16 protein-coding genes and 1 tRNA gene are annotated in these 19,857 nt (G+C 60.3%); 10 read left to right on the top strand and 7 right to left on the bottom strand.

What is annotated here, in order from left to right; all coding sequences use genetic code 11:
• Positions 1 to 580 precede the first annotated feature (580 nt).
• The 3 genes from RM533_RS03890 (at position 581) to RM533_RS03880 (ending at position 3,288) form a co-directional block, all read left to right on the top strand.
• Complete coding sequence (locus tag RM533_RS03890; RefSeq protein ID WP_311339892.1) at positions 581 to 1,627, top strand: ribonucleotide-diphosphate reductase subunit beta; 1,047 nt, start codon at positions 581 to 583, stop codon at positions 1,625 to 1,627.
• A 147-nt stretch (positions 1,628 to 1,774) separates the two neighbouring features.
• The gene (locus tag RM533_RS03885; protein ID WP_311339891.1) at positions 1,775 to 2,599 is read left to right on the top strand and encodes an NTP transferase domain-containing protein; all 825 of its coding nucleotides are present in this window, start codon (positions 1,775 to 1,777) and stop codon (positions 2,597 to 2,599) included.
• Positions 2,596 to 3,288 (top strand): HAD family hydrolase, encoded by a 693-nt coding sequence (locus tag RM533_RS03880; protein WP_311339890.1) that lies wholly within the window; start codon positions 2,596 to 2,598, stop codon positions 3,286 to 3,288. The genes RM533_RS03885 and RM533_RS03880 overlap by 4 nt, the downstream gene beginning before the upstream one ends.
• A 14-nt stretch (positions 3,289 to 3,302) precedes the next feature.
• On the opposite strand, the gene RM533_RS03875 is transcribed toward RM533_RS03880, so the two are convergent.
• A complete protein-coding gene (locus tag RM533_RS03875; RefSeq protein WP_311339889.1) occupies positions 3,303 to 4,532 on the bottom strand; it encodes a hypothetical protein in 1,230 nt (409 codons plus the stop codon).
• A 244-nt stretch (positions 4,533 to 4,776) separates the two neighbouring features.
• Between RM533_RS03875 and RM533_RS03870 the strand changes: the two genes are divergently transcribed.
• Complete coding sequence (locus RM533_RS03870; protein ID WP_311340161.1) at positions 4,777 to 7,137, top strand: TonB-dependent receptor; 2,361 nt, start codon at positions 4,777 to 4,779, stop codon at positions 7,135 to 7,137.
• Positions 7,138 to 7,239: 102 nt separating this feature from the next.
• Here RM533_RS03870 and RM533_RS03865 read toward each other — a convergent pair whose 3' ends face one another.
• The 6 genes from RM533_RS03865 to infA all read right to left on the bottom strand — a co-directional run bounded on the left by RM533_RS03865 (position 7,240) and on the right by infA (position 10,630).
• Complete coding sequence (locus tag RM533_RS03865) at positions 7,240 to 8,133, bottom strand: zinc-ribbon domain-containing protein (RefSeq protein ID WP_311339888.1); 894 nt, start codon at positions 8,131 to 8,133, stop codon at positions 7,240 to 7,242.
• Between the two features lie 212 nt (positions 8,134 to 8,345).
• Positions 8,346 to 8,421 (bottom strand) — tRNA-Phe (locus RM533_RS03860).
• A gap of 122 nt (positions 8,422 to 8,543) precedes the next feature.
• Positions 8,544 to 8,729: a DNA gyrase inhibitor YacG gene (gene yacG, locus RM533_RS03855; RefSeq protein WP_311339887.1), complete on the bottom strand. Its 186-nt coding sequence runs from the start codon at positions 8,727 to 8,729 to the stop codon at positions 8,544 to 8,546.
• Entirely contained in the window at positions 8,726 to 9,712 is a 987-nt protein-coding gene (locus RM533_RS03850; RefSeq protein WP_311339886.1) for an Rne/Rng family ribonuclease, read from the bottom strand. Before RM533_RS03850 ends, yacG begins: the two co-directional genes overlap by 4 nt.
• A gap of 60 nt (positions 9,713 to 9,772) precedes the next feature.
• Positions 9,773 to 10,372, bottom strand: coding sequence for a Maf family protein (locus tag RM533_RS03845; protein ID WP_311339885.1), 600 nt, complete (start codon positions 10,370 to 10,372; stop codon positions 9,773 to 9,775).
• A gap of 12 nt (positions 10,373 to 10,384) precedes the next feature.
• The gene (gene infA, locus RM533_RS03840; protein ID WP_311340160.1) at positions 10,385 to 10,630 is read right to left on the bottom strand and encodes a translation initiation factor IF-1; all 246 of its coding nucleotides are present in this window, start codon (positions 10,628 to 10,630) and stop codon (positions 10,385 to 10,387) included.
• Positions 10,631 to 10,805: 175 nt separating this feature from the next.
• On the opposite strand from infA, the gene RM533_RS03835 reads away from it, so the two are divergent.
• The 6 genes from RM533_RS03835 (at position 10,806) to RM533_RS03810 (ending at position 19,852) form a co-directional block, all read left to right on the top strand.
• The gene (locus RM533_RS03835) at positions 10,806 to 13,427 is read left to right on the top strand and encodes a TonB-dependent receptor (protein WP_311339884.1); all 2,622 of its coding nucleotides are present in this window, start codon (positions 10,806 to 10,808) and stop codon (positions 13,425 to 13,427) included.
• An 81-nt stretch (positions 13,428 to 13,508) separates the two neighbouring features.
• Positions 13,509 to 15,461: an excinuclease ABC subunit UvrC gene (gene uvrC, locus RM533_RS03830; RefSeq protein WP_311339883.1), complete on the top strand. Its 1,953-nt coding sequence runs from the start codon at positions 13,509 to 13,511 to the stop codon at positions 15,459 to 15,461.
• A gap of 78 nt (positions 15,462 to 15,539) precedes the next feature.
• Positions 15,540 to 16,148, top strand: a complete 609-nt coding sequence (gene folE, locus RM533_RS03825; protein ID WP_311339882.1) for a GTP cyclohydrolase I FolE — start codon at positions 15,540 to 15,542, stop codon at positions 16,146 to 16,148.
• A 149-nt stretch (positions 16,149 to 16,297) separates the two neighbouring features.
• Positions 16,298 to 17,056, top strand: coding sequence for a Crp/Fnr family transcriptional regulator (locus tag RM533_RS03820; RefSeq protein ID WP_311339881.1), 759 nt, complete (start codon positions 16,298 to 16,300; stop codon positions 17,054 to 17,056).
• Positions 17,057 to 17,197: 141 nt separating this feature from the next.
• Positions 17,198 to 18,628, top strand: a complete 1,431-nt coding sequence (locus RM533_RS03815; protein ID WP_311339880.1) for an aldehyde dehydrogenase family protein — start codon at positions 17,198 to 17,200, stop codon at positions 18,626 to 18,628.
• A gap of 78 nt (positions 18,629 to 18,706) precedes the next feature.
• The gene (locus RM533_RS03810; RefSeq protein WP_311339879.1) at positions 18,707 to 19,852 is read left to right on the top strand and encodes an acyl-CoA dehydrogenase family protein; all 1,146 of its coding nucleotides are present in this window, start codon (positions 18,707 to 18,709) and stop codon (positions 19,850 to 19,852) included.
• Positions 19,853 to 19,857: the final 5 nt, after the last annotated feature.

The raw sequence follows: 19,857 nt of genomic DNA, 5'->3' as shown, positions 1-19,857 counted from the left end.
GGTCGGTGCGCTCCACCGGCCACCGCTCGCCGTGGCAGTGCGGGTAACCTTGCGGGAATCGTCCGGTTCATATTCGCCCATCGCGGTACTCCTTGCAAAAGCTTGGTCAGTGTCGCCCGACCGCATCGGGAAGGGGGAGAGCAATCGGGCGACCTGACACAAGAACGGCGCGACCCGCACAAGCGTTCCGGACCAGCGGCAAAGGAATTGCGGTGTGGGGTAGCCACCGAGTGGGTTCAAGTTGACGGTAACTCTTACTACGAAACCGAGTTGTGATCGTTTGCAGCACCGCCACATTGCTTTCACCGCAGCGGGCGAGGGCCGGCTCTCTTTTGCCCAGCCTGTGGAAAGAGCCGCGCCAAGGCTGGACATTTTGTAGATCTGGCTTCTATACAAACTACCACATCCTGCGTGTTGCAGGTGCTATACAAACCATATGCTGTGTTGTATCTGGTGCAAAGCGATCTACGTGCGTTGAAATGAAGATGCGTTTCCTTTGCCGTTTGGCGGATCCGGACCGGCTTTTGCCGTGGTGGTTCGGTACGCCACCTGGCCAATCTGTCTACCAAGGGGTTTAACTATGTCGCTCCTCGAAGCCCGCAATTCCTACAAGCCTTTTGAATACCCCTGGGCTTATGAGTTCTGGAAACGGCAGCAGCAGTTGCACTGGCTGCCCGAAGAGGTGCCGCTGGGTGAGGATTGCCGGGATTGGGCGCAGAAGCTGACCGAGCATGAGCGCAATCTGCTGACGCAGATCTTCCGTTTTTTCACGCAGGCGGATATCGAGGTGCAGGACTGCTACCACGAGAAATACGGCCGTGTTTTCAAGCCGACCGAAGTAAAGATGATGCTGACGTCGTTCAGCAACATGGAAACGGTCCACATCGCGGCCTATTCCCACCTTCTCGACACCATCGGCATGCCCGAAAGCGAATATGGCATGTTCATGGAATATGCCGAGATGAAGGACAAGCACGACTATCTGCAGCAGTTCGGCGTCGATTCCGATGAGGACATCGCCCGCACGCTGGCCATGTTCGGCGGCTTTACCGAAGGGCTGCAATTGTTCGCCAGCTTTGCCATGCTGATGAACTTTCCGCGTTTCAACAAGATGAAAGGCATGGCCCAGATCGTCAGCTGGTCGATCCGCGATGAAACGCTGCATTGCGAAGGCATCACCCGGCTGTTCCACGCCTTTTGCGCTGAACGCGGCTGCCTGACCAAGGCGGTCAAGGAGGACATCATCGACATGTGCCAGAAGACAGTGCGGCTTGAGGATGCCTTCATCGATCTGGCGTTCGAGCAAGGCCCGGTCGTCGGCATGACGGCAAAGGAGATCAAGAAGTACATCCGCTACATCGCCGACTGGCGGTTGAGCCAGCTTGGTCTGCCGGCAGTGTACATGGTTGAGGAACATCCGTTGCCCTGGCTGGCGCCGCTGCTCAATGGTGTGGAGCATGCCAATTTCTTCGAGACGCGCGCGACCGAATATTCCAAGGCCGCGACGCGCGGTGACTGGAATGAAGTGTGGGCAAGCTTCGACAATCGCCGCAAGCGAGCCAATGATGTCGAGCCTGTCGAGGATAACGGACCGGGCCTGTTCGGCACTGTCCAGGCGGCCGAATAGGGGTGGTCGACCAAGCGCGTTGGCAGACATGTTGCTTGTGGCAGCTATCGCCACGACCACTGCTGAAGCGTGGTCGTGATGATTTCCGACCGTCCTGACGGATCCTTGTCAGCAAAACCTTTGCCATCCGGCCGATTGCCCGACAGCTTGCGTGAACCCGCTGTTGCGGGCGCGGATGGCAAGGCGGACTGGACGGCGATCGTCCTTGCCGGACAGCGGCCGGGCACAGATCCGCTGGCGCAGGCCTTTGGCGAACACTGGAAAGCGCTGGTCAAGGTTGGTGGCCAACCCATGCTGGACCGGGTGCTGCGCACATTGCTAGGCTCGCATTCGATCAGGCAGGTGGTGGTTCTTGCCCAGCGGCCAGAGTCGCTATTGCACGGTCCGCTGGCATGGGCAGCCAGTCATGACCGGATCGCAACATGCAACAGCGGTGACGGCATCGCCGCCAGCGTGGCAAAGGTGGCGGGCAGCGGGGCAGCGCCATGGCCGGTGCTGATCACGACTGCCGATCACCCGCTGCTCACCCCGCCAATGATCGAGGATTTCCTTAGCCAATGCAACGAGGGCGACCTTTGCGTGGGCGTCGTTGCGCGTCACACGCTGGAGCAGGCCCATCCGCAATCGCGCCGGACCTGGCTCAAATTCGCTGACGGCAGCTATACTGGCGCCAATCTGTTCGCTGCGCGCAGTGACCGGGCACTTCCGGCGTTTGATCTGTGGTCATCCGCCGAACAGGATCGCAAGCACGCATGGCGATTGTTCCTGCACTTTGGCCCCTTTCTTGCGCTGCGGGCTGTCACGCGGACCATCGGCCTTGCGCATGCGCTCCGCACTGCGGGCAAGCGCCTCGGTCTGTCGGCAAGGTTGGTCGTACTTGGCCACGCGGATGCAGCTGTCGATGTGGACAAGCTGGCTGACCACGCGCTGGCGCAAGGTATTCTTGCCGCTCGAGAGGATGCGGGTGAATGACCGGCGAGCCCTCTGTCAGGGAGTCTCCGCCGCTTTCAATATTCGATCTTGACCGGACGCTGACGCGCAAGCCGACCTATACCGCCTTCATGCTGTTTGCGGCCAGGCGGCTGGCGCCTTGGCGGCTGTTTCTGGCACCTGTGGTTGTCGCCGGTATGCTGGCATATCTTGCAGGCCTGATCGACCGGCGGCGGGTCAAGGAATGGGAACAACGCTTCCTCATCGGCGCAAAGGTGCCGCGCAGCGCCGTGGTGCCGATTGCCGAAGCGTTTGCTGACCGGATTGCCAGTTCCGGCACTTTTCCTGCTGCCGTGCAGCGTATTGCGCAGGAACGTGCCGAGGGTCGCAGGATTGTGCTCGCCTCGGCCGCGAACCGCTTCTACCTTGATGCAATCGCTGCGCGCCTTGGCATCGACGACATAGTGGCGACCCGATCGAGATGGGAGGACGACATGCTCCTTGCCAGGATCGATGGTGACAATTGCTACGGCACTGCAAAGCGCGACATGATGACCCGCTTCCTTCGTGACCATCAGATAAAACGCAGCAAGACGCATGTCCGGTTCTTTTCCGACCATCTGTCCGACCTGCCGAGTTTCGAGTGGGCTGACGAATGCCTTGCCGTCAATCCTTCGAAACCACTGCGTAAACTGGCGCAGCAGCGCGGATGGGCGATCCTCGACTGGTAAGGATCATTGCCTGGTCAGCAGGCGCCATTCTCCTGCCGCCGCAGTCCAGCCGCAAGCTGCGCGATCCGTGCTGCAGCCCGTGCGGAAGACGGTTGCAGCGACAAATCGAAGCGTTCTGCGATCAGCCTTTGCTGAATGGGCCGGTAGACAGCCTCGTGCAGCTCCACTGCCTTGGCAATGGCAGCGGGAAGCTGCGCCGGCTCATCGATAACCGGACCTGCCTGCCAATGTGCAAAATCCGGCTTGCCGCGCCAGTCGACACCATGGCTGTTCACGAACACGCAGGGGCGAGGGTTGACGATAAATTCGTAAATCTGACTGCTGACATCGCCCACATAGATATCCGCCGCCTGGGTGTAGGTCATGTCGGTCGAAGCTCTGCTGCCGAGGTCGATCAGCAGATTGGGCGCTCGTGTGATGTCTGCGGGAAGGCGGCCGGGCATGGCGATCGCCAGTGGATCAACTGTTATGACAATCGGGCGGGCGAACAGCATCACATGCGGCGCAAAAATGACGTTCTGATCACGATCTTCCACCAGCACGCGCAAGAGGCTGCGTCCATGTCTGTACCACGAGGAGAGACGCGGCGATGGATGGGGGTTGTAAAGGATCGTGCGGCGATGCCCTGCCTTGTTCTCCGGGCGTTTCTGCCGAACATCGACGGTGTCGAACTTGGGATAGCCGACAATGCTGATCCGGTCCGGATCGACATGAGCCTGCTGGACCAGGCGATCGGCAATCAGCGGCCCTGAGCACAGCACATGGTCGAACCGGGCGCTGGCGGGATCAAAGCCGATTGCCCGGTCGCCGGCACCATGCCGGGTATGAACCATGAACAGCTTGTCGAGACGATATCGGTTCTTCAGCAGGAGCGACGTTTTCTCGGTAACCACCAGCATGTCGAGACTGCGAAAGAAATCAAGGTTCTGCTGGTAAACAAGCAGCTTTGCCGCGGGAGCCGCAGCGCCCAGCAACCTGCCTGCCAGGCGCGCAAGCCATCCTGTTTTCAGCGTGACATGCCGGATGTTCGATGAGCCGTCGACATGGCTCAACCATTCGACCTCTGCCGCCAGTGCTGGCGTGGTCGTGGCAACAATGATCTCGCCGGGAAAGTCCGTCCGGGCAAGGGCAAGCGCGATCGGCAGGGCGTGACGCACCTGATGGATCTGGTCGTGGTTGAAGAGAAAGGCGATCCGCTGGCCACAGGCTGGTCGGGCGGTCGACGGCCGGTCTTGTCGCGACATGTTCATGCGGCACTTCTAACAGCGGTGCCTTGCCAGCGCATCCACGGTTTGCTTTTGCAGATGCCATCATTGATTTGCGAACCGAGTGTTGCATAACGATACGCAAATCTCGCGCACAAGGTCTACCCGGCTTTAGCATTTGACCCGATGGCGTGGTTTGCCCTATCTGTTTTGTAGAACGAGATAAGAGCCAATTTATGGCTTGGGGTTAGATGAGGACGGAAAAGTGTCACGATTGAACAAGATGGTCAGCGGCCTTGCAATTGCGTTCGCAGGGTTGAGTGCGCAAGGTGCGGGTGCTCAGACGATCCCGCCGGCGCCTGCCGACGATGATGCAGGTGTGTTTGTGGATGATGCGCAGCCATTGGGCAGCAATGCGATCATCGTGACGGCACAGCGGCGCGAACAGAACCTGCAGGACGTTCCCGTCGCCATTTCCGCACTTAATGAGGATTATCTGCGCGAGCGCAATGTGACCTCGATCGACCAGATCGGATCGGTCGCTCCGAACGTCCTCATTCAGCGCGGCGCGTCCAACAGTTCGGTTGCGCAGATCTCCATCCGCGGTGCGACCACGATCAACCCTTCGCTTACGTGGGAGCCGACCGCGGGCATCTACCTTGACGGAGTGTATCTCGGCAAGGCGCAGGGCGGCTTCTTCGATGTTGCCGATATCGAGCGAATCGAGGTCTTGCGCGGTCCGCAGGGTACGCTTTACGGCCGCAATACGCTGTCTGGCGCGATCAACATCGTCACTGCAAAGCCGACCGGCGATTTTGGCGGCGAGTTTCGCGCAACTTACGGCAATTACGACTACAAGCAGTTTCGCGGATCGGTCGACTTCCCCGAGATCGCCGATCTGGTAGCCGTGAAGCTGTCTGGACAGATCGGCAAGCGCGACGGTATCTATGAGGTCGGGCAAAATCCGTTCCCGGAGGTTGTAACCGCCTTCAATTCGTCAGTCGACGCGGTCGAGGATCTCGACAGCCAGAGCTTCATGCTGCAGGCGCGGATCCAGCCATCGGGTGGTCTCACACTAGACTACGCCTTTGATTACAGCGAGCTTGACCAGCGCCCTGCCTATACGCAGGCGTACAGCTTCTACGAAGGCAACATTTTCGATCCCGGTTCGCCGCTTTACCAGTTTGGTGGCGCGTTCTTCCCCTATGACAAATATGTGTCCAGCGAATATCGCAAGACTGCATTGATCAACACCAATGTCTACGAGGATTCGCGTGTGTTTGGCCACAGCCTTACCGCCGCGCTTGACCTTGGCGATATCGGCGAACTCAAGTCGATCACTGCATATCGCAGCGTCAAATTCGAGGATCTCCTGGATCTCGACGGCTCGCCCCTCCCGCTGGCACAAAGCTCTCGCGATTCCGATTACCACGCCTTCAGTCAGGAAGTTCAGCTGGCTGGAAATCTGAGCGTGTTCAACTACATTGTCGGTGCTTATTATTCGAAGGACAAGGCAAGCACCTTCAATCCGCAGGCATTCTTTGGCGCGCCGCAAAGCTTTGATTCCCGCTATCGTGGTCGCACAACCTCTTACGCCGCGTTTGGCCAGGTGGATGTTGAACTGACCGACCGGCTGACGCTGACCGGCGGCCTGCGCTACACCGAAGAAACCAAAACCATTGCACGTTACTATCGTAATTTTGCCGACCCGTCGGACAGCTTTGCGTATAACATCGACGATATACCGGGTGAGTTCGACAACCCTGAGCTCTTTGATCCTACCCGCGTGCGCACTTCGCCCGATGCGGATTTCAACAATCTGACGCCAACGGCAATCATCGCTTATGAGCCGATGGACAATGTCAATGTGTACGCAAAATATGCCAAAGGCTTCAAGAGCGGCGGGTTTAACGGTGAGTCCGGATCTGTCGATGAACTGGCCACGCCCTATCTTCCGGAGAAGCTGACCAGCTACGAAATCGGGGTCAAGACAGAGCTGCTCGACGGGCGTCTGCGGCTGAACATGGCAGCGTTCCAGAACGACACCACGAATTTGCAGCTTTCTGTCTTTACCGGGCAGGGCGCGGTTTCATCAATCGTTCAAAATGCCGGCAAGGCGCGTGTACGCGGTTTCGAACTGGAAGCGACCGGCAATTTTGTCGACTGGCTGACGGTGAGCGGATCGTTCGCCTATCTTGATCCGGAATATCAGGAATTCATTGAAAATGGAGAGAATGTCGCGGACAATCGCGCGTTCAGCAGTGCGCCCGAATTCACCGCCTCGGCCAGTGTGGACTGGCGTGTGTTCGAGCTGGGCAGCGGTGCCCGGTTGAACATCGCTACGGACGTCAACTACACCGACGAATATTTCATCTTCCCCTTCGCGCTCGAAGGCACCAGCCCTGGCGGCCAGAACGCGTTCAACACGCTGGCTCCGGCGCGCACGGTTGTTGATCTGCGCGCAATTCTCAGCCGCATTCCTGTTGGTGAAAACGATCTGTCCGTCACAGCGTTTGCCCGCAATCTGTTTGATATACACAAAGAGCTTACGTTCATCGATTTCGGTGCAAGCTTTGGTGGCATAACCACAGCCAACTGGATTGCACCACGGACCTATGGCCTGACTGTAGGAGTGCAGTTCTAGGCAGAACGGGGCAGCATGCGGGGCAAATCGTCACCAGTGACGGCCCCGCACAGCTGTGCTGATCTGGTCAACGGCCGCGGCGAAATCAGCGGCGGCAGCTGGTCAATCGGCTTTCCAGCCGATCTCGGCCACTTGGGCAGACGCCGGAATTTGCGTCATTGCTTCCCTCACGACAAGCGTCTCGTCAGGGGCGAGCACGCGTTGGGCCGGGGTGATTTCCCAGCTCAGGACGATCTGTTCCTCACGGTCTCGCAACACGACCTGCAACGGCGGGATGGTATGTTCGCGCTGTCCCTTGTTTAGGATCGTGCCATTGGCGGTGAAAAAGTTCTTGCCATCAGGGCCAGACTGCAGCCGCTGTTCCGATGCCGGAAAATCCAGTGCGAGATCGGGCGAGATGTCCTGCGCTCGCTCAGCCTGAGCCGGCAACCATCCCGGCAAGCTCCCTTCGCGCGCAAAGGCAAGCAGCACCGCGCCAAATGCCAGCACCATCAGCAAGGCAATGATCCACATCCGCCAGCGAACTGGCTGGCGTTTCGCAACCTCGTCATTGCGTTCTGACAAGGTGGCGTAGGGATCGTCCGCATCCACCCGGATGGGCGACCGTAACCGCTGTTCTCTTGCTGGCTCCGACGGCGATGCCGTTGATGCAGCCACAGCCGCAGCCTCGCCCGTCGGCTCGTCAGATACAGGAGCGCTTCTTGAAACAGATGTGGGGATCTGTTCTGCGTCATTGGACGTCAGCGTGGCAGCTTCGTGCAGCGGCGTGGCATCAGGATGCGTAACGGCATCGTCACCATGTTGCGGCGGCACCGTTGGTGAATGGCTGTCGATCGATAGCGCGTCGGGAGCAGCAGCGATGTCGTGCTCCGGTTCTGGTGCTGTAACAAACCAGCGGGTATCGCATTTCGCGCATCGGACCGACCGTCCCTTCGCGTTTATTGCGTCATCAGGCACATTGTAGCGTGCGTCGCATGAAGGACAGGTTATGATCATGCCATATCCTTAACCAGAGTTTACCAGTAAGGCTATTAGGGAGTGGTGCATCCGTCATGCAACGGTGATTTTGTCCACATGCGGACCGTGAGCCCGGAGTGCAGCGCCGCACAGCATTCAAAAGACGAGGCCGCAATCAGCATCACCATCTAAGTCACGGCGCGTGGATGGCGCTGGTCACCGCAAAATCCTGCCAGGTGACCGGCGCGAAATGGTGCCCGAGGGCGGGATCGAACCACCGACACTACGATTTTCAGTCGTATGCTCTACCAACTGAGCTACTCGGGCCATGCTGCTTCACAGCATATTCTGCAGCAGTATCAAAATCTGACGAAAGGTCAGATCACCGGGACCGCCGCAGCACGAGCGCCTATGGCCAAACCGGCCGGCGCTGTCCAGCCCCCAAATTGTCAATTTGCCGCACCATCGGGATCGTCGTCCTGCAACTGGTGCGGCATGGCGGGTTCTGCGGGTATCGCGTAACCGTCACCAAGCCAGTTTGCGAGATCGCGGTCGCGGCAACGTGATGAACAGAAGGGGCGGTGATCGTCGGCGGCGGGCTTGCCGCACATCGGACATCTGCGTGGCTTTGTCATATCGTCACTGCCTGCGCAAAACCGCCGTCAAGTGCAAGGCTCTCGTTTACAGACGTGCGGATGATGCGGCCGGTACGCCGGGCAAGTTCAGCCAGATGTTCTGGCTTGAGCAGCGGGATGAGGGTGGGGTGCATTACCAGCAGGATTGCGCCGGGCTCTCGCACCCTTTGCGCCTGTCGCAGCAAAAGGTGCACTGCCGCTGTGCGTGGCATGACGGCACAGCGCTGAAGAATGGAAGGCCCCTCATTGCGTGCAACGATCTGCACAAAGCCGAATCCGTTCATGGCGGTGCGTTCATGCGCCCAGCCTGCCAGCGCGGCATCAAGCGCACGGTCTACGGCCTGGCGCGCGGATCGGGACTGAAGAGTGGGAAAATCAATGCCGATCGAGCCGGCCAGGTCGAGCCGGCCAATAGCCGATGCGATGCGCGGCACGGCGGCCAGCGCCAATGCATCGGGCGGCAATCCCCCATCCACATCGATCAACGTCATGGCAGGAGTGGAGGACAACTGCAGTGTGCCGCCGTCAAAATCGACCAACCCGCACAAGGCCTCCCCAAGCAGATTGTTCCACCCGGCACCACAGGAGGCCTCATCAGGAAATTGCTCCACAAGCTGAACCTCCTCGCCTGCTTTTCGAAGGCGATGCACAAGGCTGGGCATGGGATCAAGACACGCCTGCGACGTTCTTGCCTGGGCGCGTTTGATGCGCCCCGCTTCCACGATCGCGCCGCGCGTGATTTCAAGCACCGTTCTGGAGCCTTCACTCGCGGTACGCGGCAATCCTGAAACGAGCAGTTCAGCGCCATTTGCCATCCGCGCTGTTGCCCGGTCCGATCCCGAACTGCGTGCAATCAGCACCGCCTCGACGATTGCGCCGGGCGCGATGTCATTTGCCCACTGCACCTTTGCGCGCACAATACGTCCGGCGCTGATCTGGACGGCGCGATGCTCGCCGATGCCTTCCTCGACAAACCAGATCATTGGCGCTGCTCGTATCGCAAGCGTTGCCACCAGCATGGCAGGACGCGCATCATCGCAAGATCAGCCGATGGGAAAACCGGCGGATTTCAGCAAGGCCCGCGTTTCAAACAGCGGCAGGCCGATCACGCCCGAATGGCTTCCTGCCAGCCAGGCAACCAGCGCTTCGGCCCGACCCTGTATGGCATAGCCGCCGGCTTTTCCGGACCACTCTCCCGAAGCAAGATAGCTTGAGATTTCCTGCTCGCAAAGCGGCTTGAAACGCACGACAGTTTCGCTGATGCGCTCACGCTTTTCTCCGTCGGGCAACAGCAGGCAAATTGCCGACAGCACCCGATGCCTACGTCCTGACAGCAGGGTCAGGCAATCCCGCGCCATTTCCTCATTGTCTGTCTTTGGCAATATTCTGCGCCCAACCGCAACGACTGTATCGCCGGCAAGGACATGGGTTCGGCCGCCGCCCTGTATTCGAGCGGCCACGGCTTCGGCCTTCTGCCGCGCGAGCCGCTGTGCGTGCGCCCGCGGCAGTTCTGCACGTGCGGGGGTTTCATCAATTGCAGCGGCGCAAACAGCGTCGGGCTTGATCCCGAGTCGCGCCAGCAAGGCAAGGCGACGCGGACTTGCCGAAGCAAGCAGCAGTCTGGGCGGGCCTGGCTCAGCCAAGGTGGAGGCAGATCAACTCGGTCCGGGGCCGCCGCGACCAGGCATGAAGCGATAGGTGATGCGGCCTTTCGTGAGGTCGTACGGCGTCATCTCGACCAGCACCTCGTCGCCGACCAGCACGCGGATGCGGTTCTTGCGCATCTTGCCAGCAGTATGACCAAGGATTTCGTGGTCATTCTCCAGCTTCACGCGAAACATCGCGTTGGGCAGCAGTTCCGCGACAGTGCCGCGCATTTCGAGAAGTTCTTCTTTGGCCATAAACGGGCTGCTTGCGCCCTTCCTTCTGCTGCTTCTGTTAACAAGGATTGCGCGCGCATAGCGAATTTTGCACCGGAATGGAAGCGCCATCAAAGCATGGCTGCTGGCACTCGCGCTGAACACCGGCAATGGCAAAGCGCTGTTCAAAACCCGCTGCTGCGTTAAGGGGCGGACTATGGCGGGTACGAGGAACAAAACTGGTCTGGACCTTCTGGCCGGTGTGACAGGCTGCTTGCTGTTTTGCGCAGCACCGGCTTTGCGTGCGGAATCGGGCGATGACAGCAATACGGCCGCAAACGTCGATGATGTCCCGGACAACAGTGCAGCACAGGAGATCATCGTCACGGCACAACGCCTGCGCGGTTCCGTTGACGTGCCGCAGCCGCCTATTGCAGTCCTGAACGAGGATGAGATTGCCGGCTATGGTGCAGGATCGATAGCCGATCTGGTGGAGGCGATTGCGCCGCTCACCGGCTCGGGCAGCGGTCGTGGCGGTGGCCGACCCGTCTTTCTGCTTAATGGCCAGCGCATTTCCGGCTTTCGCGAATTGCGCAATCTGCCGCCCGAGGCGATTGCCCGGGTAGAAGTGCTGCCGGAGGAAGTTGCCTTGCGGTTCGGTTTCCCGGCAACGCAGCGCGTGGTGAACTTCATTCTGAAGGACAACTACAGCGCAATCACCGCCGAAGCGAACGCAGGTGTGCCTTGGCAGGGCGGCTATGCCACCAGCCAAATCGAAGCGAACGTTCTGCGTATCGACGGACCGGCCCGTGTCACGTTCGGCATCGAAGCCAGCGACAGTTCCGGCCTCACCGAGGCAGAGCGCGGCGTTTCGTCCATCGACCCGCTCGCAGTTGCAGGTGATGTAGATGCAGCGGCGTATCGCAGTCTTGTTGCCGACACCAGCAGCCTGCAACTGGATGCAGGCTGGTCGACGGGACTGGGTGACGAAGGCGGAGATGGCACGTTGTCGCTGACAGGAGCCATAACGCGCAGCGCCAGCCTGCGCCTGAACCTGAACGGTCCAAGCCGATCGCCTCCAATGACGCTGACCGACGTGCGCAATGCTGGCCTGTTCAGGTCGTTCGACCTGCCTCCGGCGGGGTTCAGCCTCAGGACGACTGCCAGCAAGTCGGTCGGCTTCGAGCTTGGTGCTGCCATGACGCGGCGCCTTGGTGACTGGGACCTTGCGGGCACCGCTTCGTGGGTTCATGCAAAAGCCAGCACCACGAGCACTGGCAATGCAGGTTCAGCCGGATTGCCTGTGGCTGCACCCTTGGGCGCAGTGTCAATGGAGCTGGATGCAGCACAATTGCAGGCAGCGGGGTCTGGCACGCCGCTGCCCGCGAACCGCGCATTCAGCAATACAGAGGCTGCCGCAGCACTGGTCACGCTTACCGGACGTCCCGCAGATCTTCCCGCCGGCGAGGTCACGATGGTCGTCAAAGCAGGCTACGACTGGAATGATATCGCCAGCCGTACAATTGTCAGCCCGGCGATGTCCCGCGTTTTAGGCCGGGAAGCTGATGCCGCCGACACCGCCGCCGATACTGGCGCCGATACTGGCGCAGCGCTCGTGCGCGGCGATACGAGTTTCGGCGTCACGCTGGGCGTCCCGTTGACGAGCAGGCGCAGAGCGTTCCTCGAGCCTGTCGGCGATATAAGTCTCGATTTATCCGCGGCTGTGCAGCATCTGTCCGATTTCGGGCTGCTTACCACGGCAAGCGCCGGCGTGAACTGGGGCGTGACCCCGCGCCTTGCGTTCAGCAGCAGCTTCACCCACCGCGAGGCGGCGCCGACGCTGGCCCAGCTTGGCGCCCCGCGACTGGTTACTGCCGGCGCGACGGTGTATGATTACGCGGCACAGGCAACGGTGCTTGTCGATGTGGTCACGGGTGGAAATCCCGACCTGGCGCAGGAGCGGCAGGACGACTGGAAATTCGCGGTAAACTACGACCTGCCTGTCTTCGACCGGTCGCGCGTGATCGTCGAGTTGTTCGACGAGACATCGCGAAACGTGTCAACTGGCTTCCCCGTGTTGACCGCAGCGGTCGAAGCTGCCTTTGGCGACCGGGTGATCCGCGACGATGAGGGACAATTGCTGGCGGTGGACCGGCGACCGGTCACCTTTGCCAAACAGCAGGGCAGACGGCTTCGCTACGGGGTAAGCCTGTCCGATCCGATCAGCCACCCGAGTTCCAGACAGCCCGATGCCAGACAGCCCAGCGCCAGACAGCCCGGTGCCAGACAGCCGGGTGGCGCAGGAGAGGGGCACCGCGGTGGCCGAACCGGGACGCCATCGGGCGAGCGGGGCGGTCGCTGGACCTTTGGCCTTTATCACACTATCCGCTTTGTACAGGATGTTCTGGTGGCAACGGATGGGCCGCTGCTCAACCTGCTGGACGGCGATGCCATCGCCGACGATCCCGTGGCACGCCATGCCTTCGATCTTGAAGGGGGCTTGTTCCACAAAGGCTTTGGTCTGCGCCTGTCGGCCAATTACCTTGGTCGCAGCAGCATCGAAGGGCAAAGCGGCGCTGTTGCAGATGGTGGTGGTCTGACCTTCGATCCGATCCTGCTCCTTGATGCTCGCCTGTTCGTCGATCTTGGCCAGCAACGCCGGTTGACCGATCGCTGGAGCTTATTGCGAAACAGCCGCGTGGCAATCCGCATCGACAATGTATTTGCCGCACAGCAGCGCGTGACCGATGCTGACGGTCAGGTGCCGCTTGTCTATCGCCCCGACTTCGCCAATCCCGCGGGCAGGTTCATCGAGGTGGAATTGCGCAAGCAGTTCTGATCGAGGCCCAATCCGCCCTCAGCAAATCTTTGCGCGATCGCGATGGTTCCCTTTCGCGTTGCGGGAACCTATCTGGCCCGCATGGCCCGTACTCCTGCCGCTCCCCCTGCCAATGCTGCTGCCGACCGGTTCCTTGAGGATCGCGCGACCGACACCGTGCGCGGTTCGGGCGATATGGATATCAACGCCGGCGTGGCCGCCATCCGTGAGGTGCAGCGTACGCTGAAACCCAAGCCCGGTGTTTACCGGATGACCGATGTGAAGGGCGATGTCCTTTATGTCGGCAAGGCCCGCGCGCTGAAGAACCGGGTGGCAAATTACACCCAGATCGACCGCTTGTCGAACCGCCTGCGCCGCATGGTCAGCCAGACGCGCGGCATGACGATCGTCACGACCAATTCTGAGGCAGAGGCGCTGCTGCTCGAAGCGCAGCTCATCAAGCGGTATCGCCCGCCATACAACGTGCTGCTGCGCGACGACAAAAGCTTTCCTTTCATCCTGCTGCGCGCCGATCATGATTTTCCGCGCATCACGAAGCATCGCGGAGCCCGGCGTGCCAAGGGCAATTACTACGGACCGTTCGCCAGCGCAGGTTCGGTGAACACCACGATCAACGCGCTGCAAAAGCTGTTCCTGCTGCGCTCGTGCAGCGACAGTTTTTTCGCTCGGCGGGATCGGCCCTGCCTGCTTTACCAGATCAAGCGCTGTTCCGCGCCCTGCGTCGGCCGCATTGACGAGGCCGATTATGCCGACCTTGTCAGGCAGGCCAAGGAATTTCTGGGTGGCAAATCTGGTGCCGTCCAGAAGGAGATCGAAACGCAGATGGCGCGCGCGGCAGAAGCGATGGATTATGAAACCGCGGCCATCCTGCGCGACCGGCTGCGCGCCGCCACGTTCATCCAGGGCAGTCAGGCGATCAACGCCAGCGGCGTGGGCGATGCCGATGTATTCGCCATGGCGGCGAAGGGCGGGCAGATCGGCATCCAGGCCTTTTTCATTCGCGGCGGGCAGAACTGGGGTCATCGCGCGTTCTTCCCGCGTCATACCGACGGGCTAGAGCCCGAAGCGATCATGGCGGCGTTTCTGGCGCAGTTTTATGAAGAGGTGCCGCCTGCGCCGCTGGTGCTGATCGACCGCGAACTTGCCGAGCATGAGTTGCTGGAGGAAGCCTTGTCCGCGCTTGCCGAGCGCCGCGTGACGATTTCGCTGCCGCAGCGCGGTGATCGCCGCCGCCTGCTCGACCAGGCGTCGCGCAATGCGGCAGAAGCGCTGGATCGGCGGCTGGCGGAAACCAGCACGCAGACGCAGATCATGCGCGAGGCAGCGGAGTTCCTGGAGCTGGCCGACGTTCCCCGCCGGATCGAGGTTTACGACAACAGCCATATTCAGGGGACCAATTCGGTCGGCGCGATGGTGGTGGCCGGACCCGAGGGATTCATCAAGAACCAATATCGCAAGTTCAATATCAAGACCGCGCAAGGCAACGATGATTTTGCCATGATGCGCGAAGTGATGACCCGCCGTTTCGCTCGCGCGCTGAAGGATGACCCTGATCGTGATACCGTCGGCAGGGATGACGCTGCCTGGCCCGACATCATGCTGATCGATGGCGGCAAAGGGCAGATGAGCAGCGTTTGCGATGCGCTGGAGGAGCTCGGCATCGAGGATGTGGCGATGGTTGGCGTCTCCAAAGGGCCGGACCGCAATGCCGGACGAGAAATCTTCCACTTCCCCGACGGGCGTGAAAAGACGCTGCCTGTCAATTCGCCTGTGCTGTTCTACCTGCAACGCCTGCGCGATGAGGCGCACCGGTTTGCCATTGGCGCGCACCGGGCCAAGCGCAGCCGCGCGATCAGCGCCAGCCCGCTGGACGAGATCCCCGGCATCGGCCCGGCACGCAAGCGTGCGCTGCTGCTGCATTTCGGCACGGCAGGCAAGGTGAGGGCCGCATCGCTCTCCGATCTTGCGCGGGTCCCCGGCGTATCGCAGCAGGTCGCGCAATCGATCTATGATTTCTACCATCCCGGCGGCTGACGCTGTCGCTGTCGAGTCGGGTGGACTGGATTTAACCGGCTGGCGTCTCTAGAGCGGGCGGCAGAAGGAGAAGATTGGATGAGCAGCCTTGTCGGCCCCGACGAAGACGACCCGCGCGGCAAGCCCCCTGTGCCGCACGAGGTGCAGGATGCAGTGCGCACGCTGATCCGCTGGGCAGGGGACAATCCTGAACGCGAAGGTTTGCGCGATACACCGTCGCGCGTAGCCCGCGCGTGGAAGGAATACTGCCTTGGCTATACCGAAGATCCATCCATCCATCTGGCTCGCATCTTCGAGGAGGTGGGCGGCTACGACGAGGTCGTGCTGCTGAAGGATATTCCGTTCCAGTCGCATTGCGAACACCACATGGCCCCGATCATCGGCAAGGCGCACATCGCCTATCTGCCACGGAACCGGGTGGTGGGCATATCCAAGCTGGCGCGGGTGCTGCACGGCTTTGCCCGCCGGTTGCAGGTGCAGGAACGGCTTACCGCCGAGGTGTCGGACTGCATCTGGGATCATCTGAAGCCGCACGGTGTCGCGGTGGTGATCGAGGCAAGCCATGCCTGCATGACCGCGCGCGGCGTGCGCACGCCCGGCGTGGCCATGACCACCAGCCGCATGATGGGGGTGTTCAGGGACGACAAGCGCAGTCGGGAGGAGGTGCTGTCGCTGATGGGTTTTTGATTTTGCATCAACAGCCATCGAGTTGCATCGTCGGCAAACGGATCGCAAGCGGGCTGGAACCTGCCATCTGACGAGTTGTTTCATCAGCACTGCGAACCGTAATGTGAATGAGCCTGTGATACTTATCGAAACACGCGATCCGCCGATTGATGGCTAATCAAGATTATCCTCTTACCGGATTGTTTCTGAAAGGAAGATTGCGTCACGCGATGACCCCGCGCGAGGCAGACGTCCTTGAGCGCATGATCTGCGGCAGCGAACGGTTTTCACGCCCTCATGTGATTGCCCGGCGCGGCGACCTCATCGAACGATCGACCATGCTGGTCGAAGGCTTTGTCCTTCGCTGCATCAACGAAGGGTCGCGGCGCCATATCGTCAGTTTGCAGGTGCCGGGAGATTTCGTTGATCTGCATGGTTTTGCCCTGAAAAGGCTGGACCATGACGTGGTGACGATTGGCCCTACCAAAGTTGCCTATGTCGAGCATGAAGCGCTGGCGAAAGTCGTCAGGGATCTTCCGCATCTGACCCGCCTGCTGTGGTTTTCGACGCTTCTGGATGCCGCCATTCACCGTGAATGGATCATGAGCATGGAGCGGCTTGCGGCAGATGGCCGGCTTGCGCATCTGCTGTGCGAAACCTGGCGCCGGCTGGAACTGGTGGGGCTCGGTGACCGGCACGGTTTCGGGCTTCCGCTGACGCAGGCCGATCTTGCCGACACCTGCGGGACTACGGCCGTGCACATGAACCGTATCATCCGCAAGATGCGGACGCAGAACATTGTCGACATCCGCAGCGGCCGCATCAGCGTTCCCGATCGTGGCGTACTCGAAAGGACAGGTGATTTCGACCCTGCTTATCTGTATGGTCCTGGCAGTCTTGCCGTCGGGCGGGAGATGGACCAATCTTGAAGCGCACAGCCGTGCTTCTGCAAACCAACCACTGTTTCCGGCGTTCAGGATGACCAGTCGAGCACGCAGCAATGATGACCGGGCCGATGACAGGAGCAGGTGGCGGAACTGCCCGCATAGCAAAACTGAGAAGGAAGCATGATGGCAACAATGGTTGACAAGGCCCCTGTTGAAGCGAACGACGACGATCTGACGCAGATTGCAGAAATGATGAAGCGCGCTCGCGCAGCGCAGGAGCAGATTGCTCAATATACGCAGGAACAGGTCGACCGCCTGATCACTGCCATGGTGTGGGCAGTGGCCAAGCCCGGCGTTGCCGAAAAGATTGCGCAGCTCACGGTCGAGGAAACACAGCTTGGCAATTACGAGGGCAAGTTCCTGAAAATCTCCGTCAAGACGCGCGCCACGTTGCAGGACATCATCCACGACAAATCAGTCGGGGTGATCGAGGAACTTCCCGAACGCAACATCGTGAAGATTGCAAAGCCGGTCGGCGTCATCGGCGCGCTGTCACCATCCACCAATCCCGAGGCGACGCCAGTCATCAAGGCGATCAGCGCGGTCAAGGGTCGCAACGCGATCATCATCGCGCCGCATCCTCGCGCCAAGCAGACGAACAAGATGATCGTCGATCTGATGCGCGATGCCATCGTCGCGATGGGTGCACCCGCCGATCTTGTGCAGGCGATCGAAATACCTTCGGTGGCGAAAACCAATGAATTGATGCGGCAATGCGACCGGGTGCTGGCAACCGGCGGGTCCGCGATGGTCAACGCCGCCTATTCCAGCGGCACGCCGGCCCTGGGGGTAGGAGTCGGCAATGCGGTGATCACCGTCGATGATACCGCAGACCTCGACGATGCGGCGCAAAAGATCCGCATTTCCAAGACGCTGGACAATGCTGCATCCTGTTCATCCGACAATGCAGTGCTCCTGTTCGATGCCATTTACGATGAAATGCTGGCGCGGTTGCAGGCAGAGGGCGGCTTTGTCGTCAACGATGAACAAAAGAGCAAACTGGAGGGTGCCATCTGGGAAGACGGGCACATCAACGCCAAGATCGTGGCGCAGCCGGCGCAGTTTATTGCCGATTACGCGGGATTTGCCATTCCGGCCGACACGCGGTTCTTTATCGTGCCCGAAACCGATGCCGGGCCGGAGCATCCGTTTTCAGGCGAAAAGATGACAGTCACCATGGCACTTTACCGGGTTGCCGACATCGATGAGGCGATTGCGCTTACCAATCGCATCCAGTCCTATCAGGGGCAGGGGCACAGTTGCGGCATCTATTCCACGTCGGATGACAACATCATGAAGCTGGCGGAGGGAACGAAGACCAGCCGCGTCATGGTCAATCAGGCGCAATCGCCGTCCAATTCGGGCAATCTGGCCAATGGCATGCGGCAGACGTTTTCCTTGGGCTGTGGATCATGGGGCGGCAATGGCACCAACAACAACATTACCTGGCGCGATCTGATCAATGAAACCTGGGTCAGCCGACCGCTGGCGACGCCAAAGACCCTGCCCAGCGACGAGGAATTGTTCGGCAAGGAAATCATGGAGAAGATCTGACGGTGACCTGCCACCACGACGTGGTTGTGTTTATACCGCTGCCCTTTCTGCCCGCCGGACCTGAGTGACAGAGACAAGATGACAGACCAGTTTTCCTTAACCGAAGACCAGCTCGCCATTCAGGACATGGCGCAACGCTTCACCGCTGAAAACATCACTCCGTTCGCTGCCGAGTGGGACGAGCAGCACATCCTGCCGCGCGACACGATCCGGCAGGCGGCCGGGCTGGGGTTCGGCGCCATCTATGTGTCGGAAGAAGCAGGAGGCATCGGACTCGGCCGGCTGGAAGCGGCGCTGATCATGGAGGCCATGGCCTATGGCTGCCCGTCGACCAGCGCGTTCATCTCGATCCACAACATGGCAGCATGGATGATAGACAGCTTCGGCAGCGATGCAGTGAAGGACAAATATCTGCCGTCGCTGATCGGAATGGACAGCTTTGCCAGCTATTGCCTTACCGAACCTTCGTCCGGATCGGACGCAGCCGCATTGCGCACCTATGCCGAGGACAAAGGCGACTATTGGGAGGTAACCGGCACCAAGCAGTTCATTTCCGGTGGCGGAGAAAACGAGGTCTATACGTGCATGGTCCGCACCGGCGAGGAGGGACCCAAGGGCATCACCTGCATGATCGTGGAAAAGGACATGCCGGGCGTTTCGTTCGGTGCGCAGGAACGCAAGCTTGGCTGGCATTCGCAGCCGACCGCGGCCCTTATCCTTGATGCAGTAAAGGTGCCCAAGGAAAATCTGGTCGGCGCCTTGGGTGAGGGGTTCGGCATCGCCATGACGGGGCTGGATGGAGGAAGGCTCAACATTGGCGCGTGTTCGCTGGGCGGGGCGCAACGTGCGCTTGACGAAACCATCGGCTATACGCGCGAGCGTCGGCAGTTCGGCAAGGCAATTGCCGATTTTCAAAACACGCAGTTCATGCTGGCAGAGATGGCCGCCGATCTGGAAGCGGCGCGCGCGCTTCTTTACCTCGCCGCAATCAAGGTTACGAACGGCAGCAGCGACAAGACACGCTTTGCCGCCATGGCCAAGATGATCGCCACCGAAAGCGGCTCTGCCATCGTGGACAAGGCATTGCAGCTGCACGGCGGATATGGATATCTGCGCGATTACCCGATCGAGAAACTGTGGCGGGACCTGCGTGTTCATTCCATCTTGGAAGGGACCAACCAGATCATGCGCATGATCGTGGGGCGTGACCTGACCCGTGACTGATCCGT

Origin of the sequence: Croceicoccus esteveae, from assembly GCF_031846435.1 — a bacterium.
Classification (GTDB): domain Bacteria; phylum Pseudomonadota; class Alphaproteobacteria; order Sphingomonadales; family Sphingomonadaceae; genus Croceicoccus; species Croceicoccus esteveae.
Note: the sequence above shows the minus strand (reverse complement) of the source record. Positions and strands in the feature narration are given on the sequence as shown.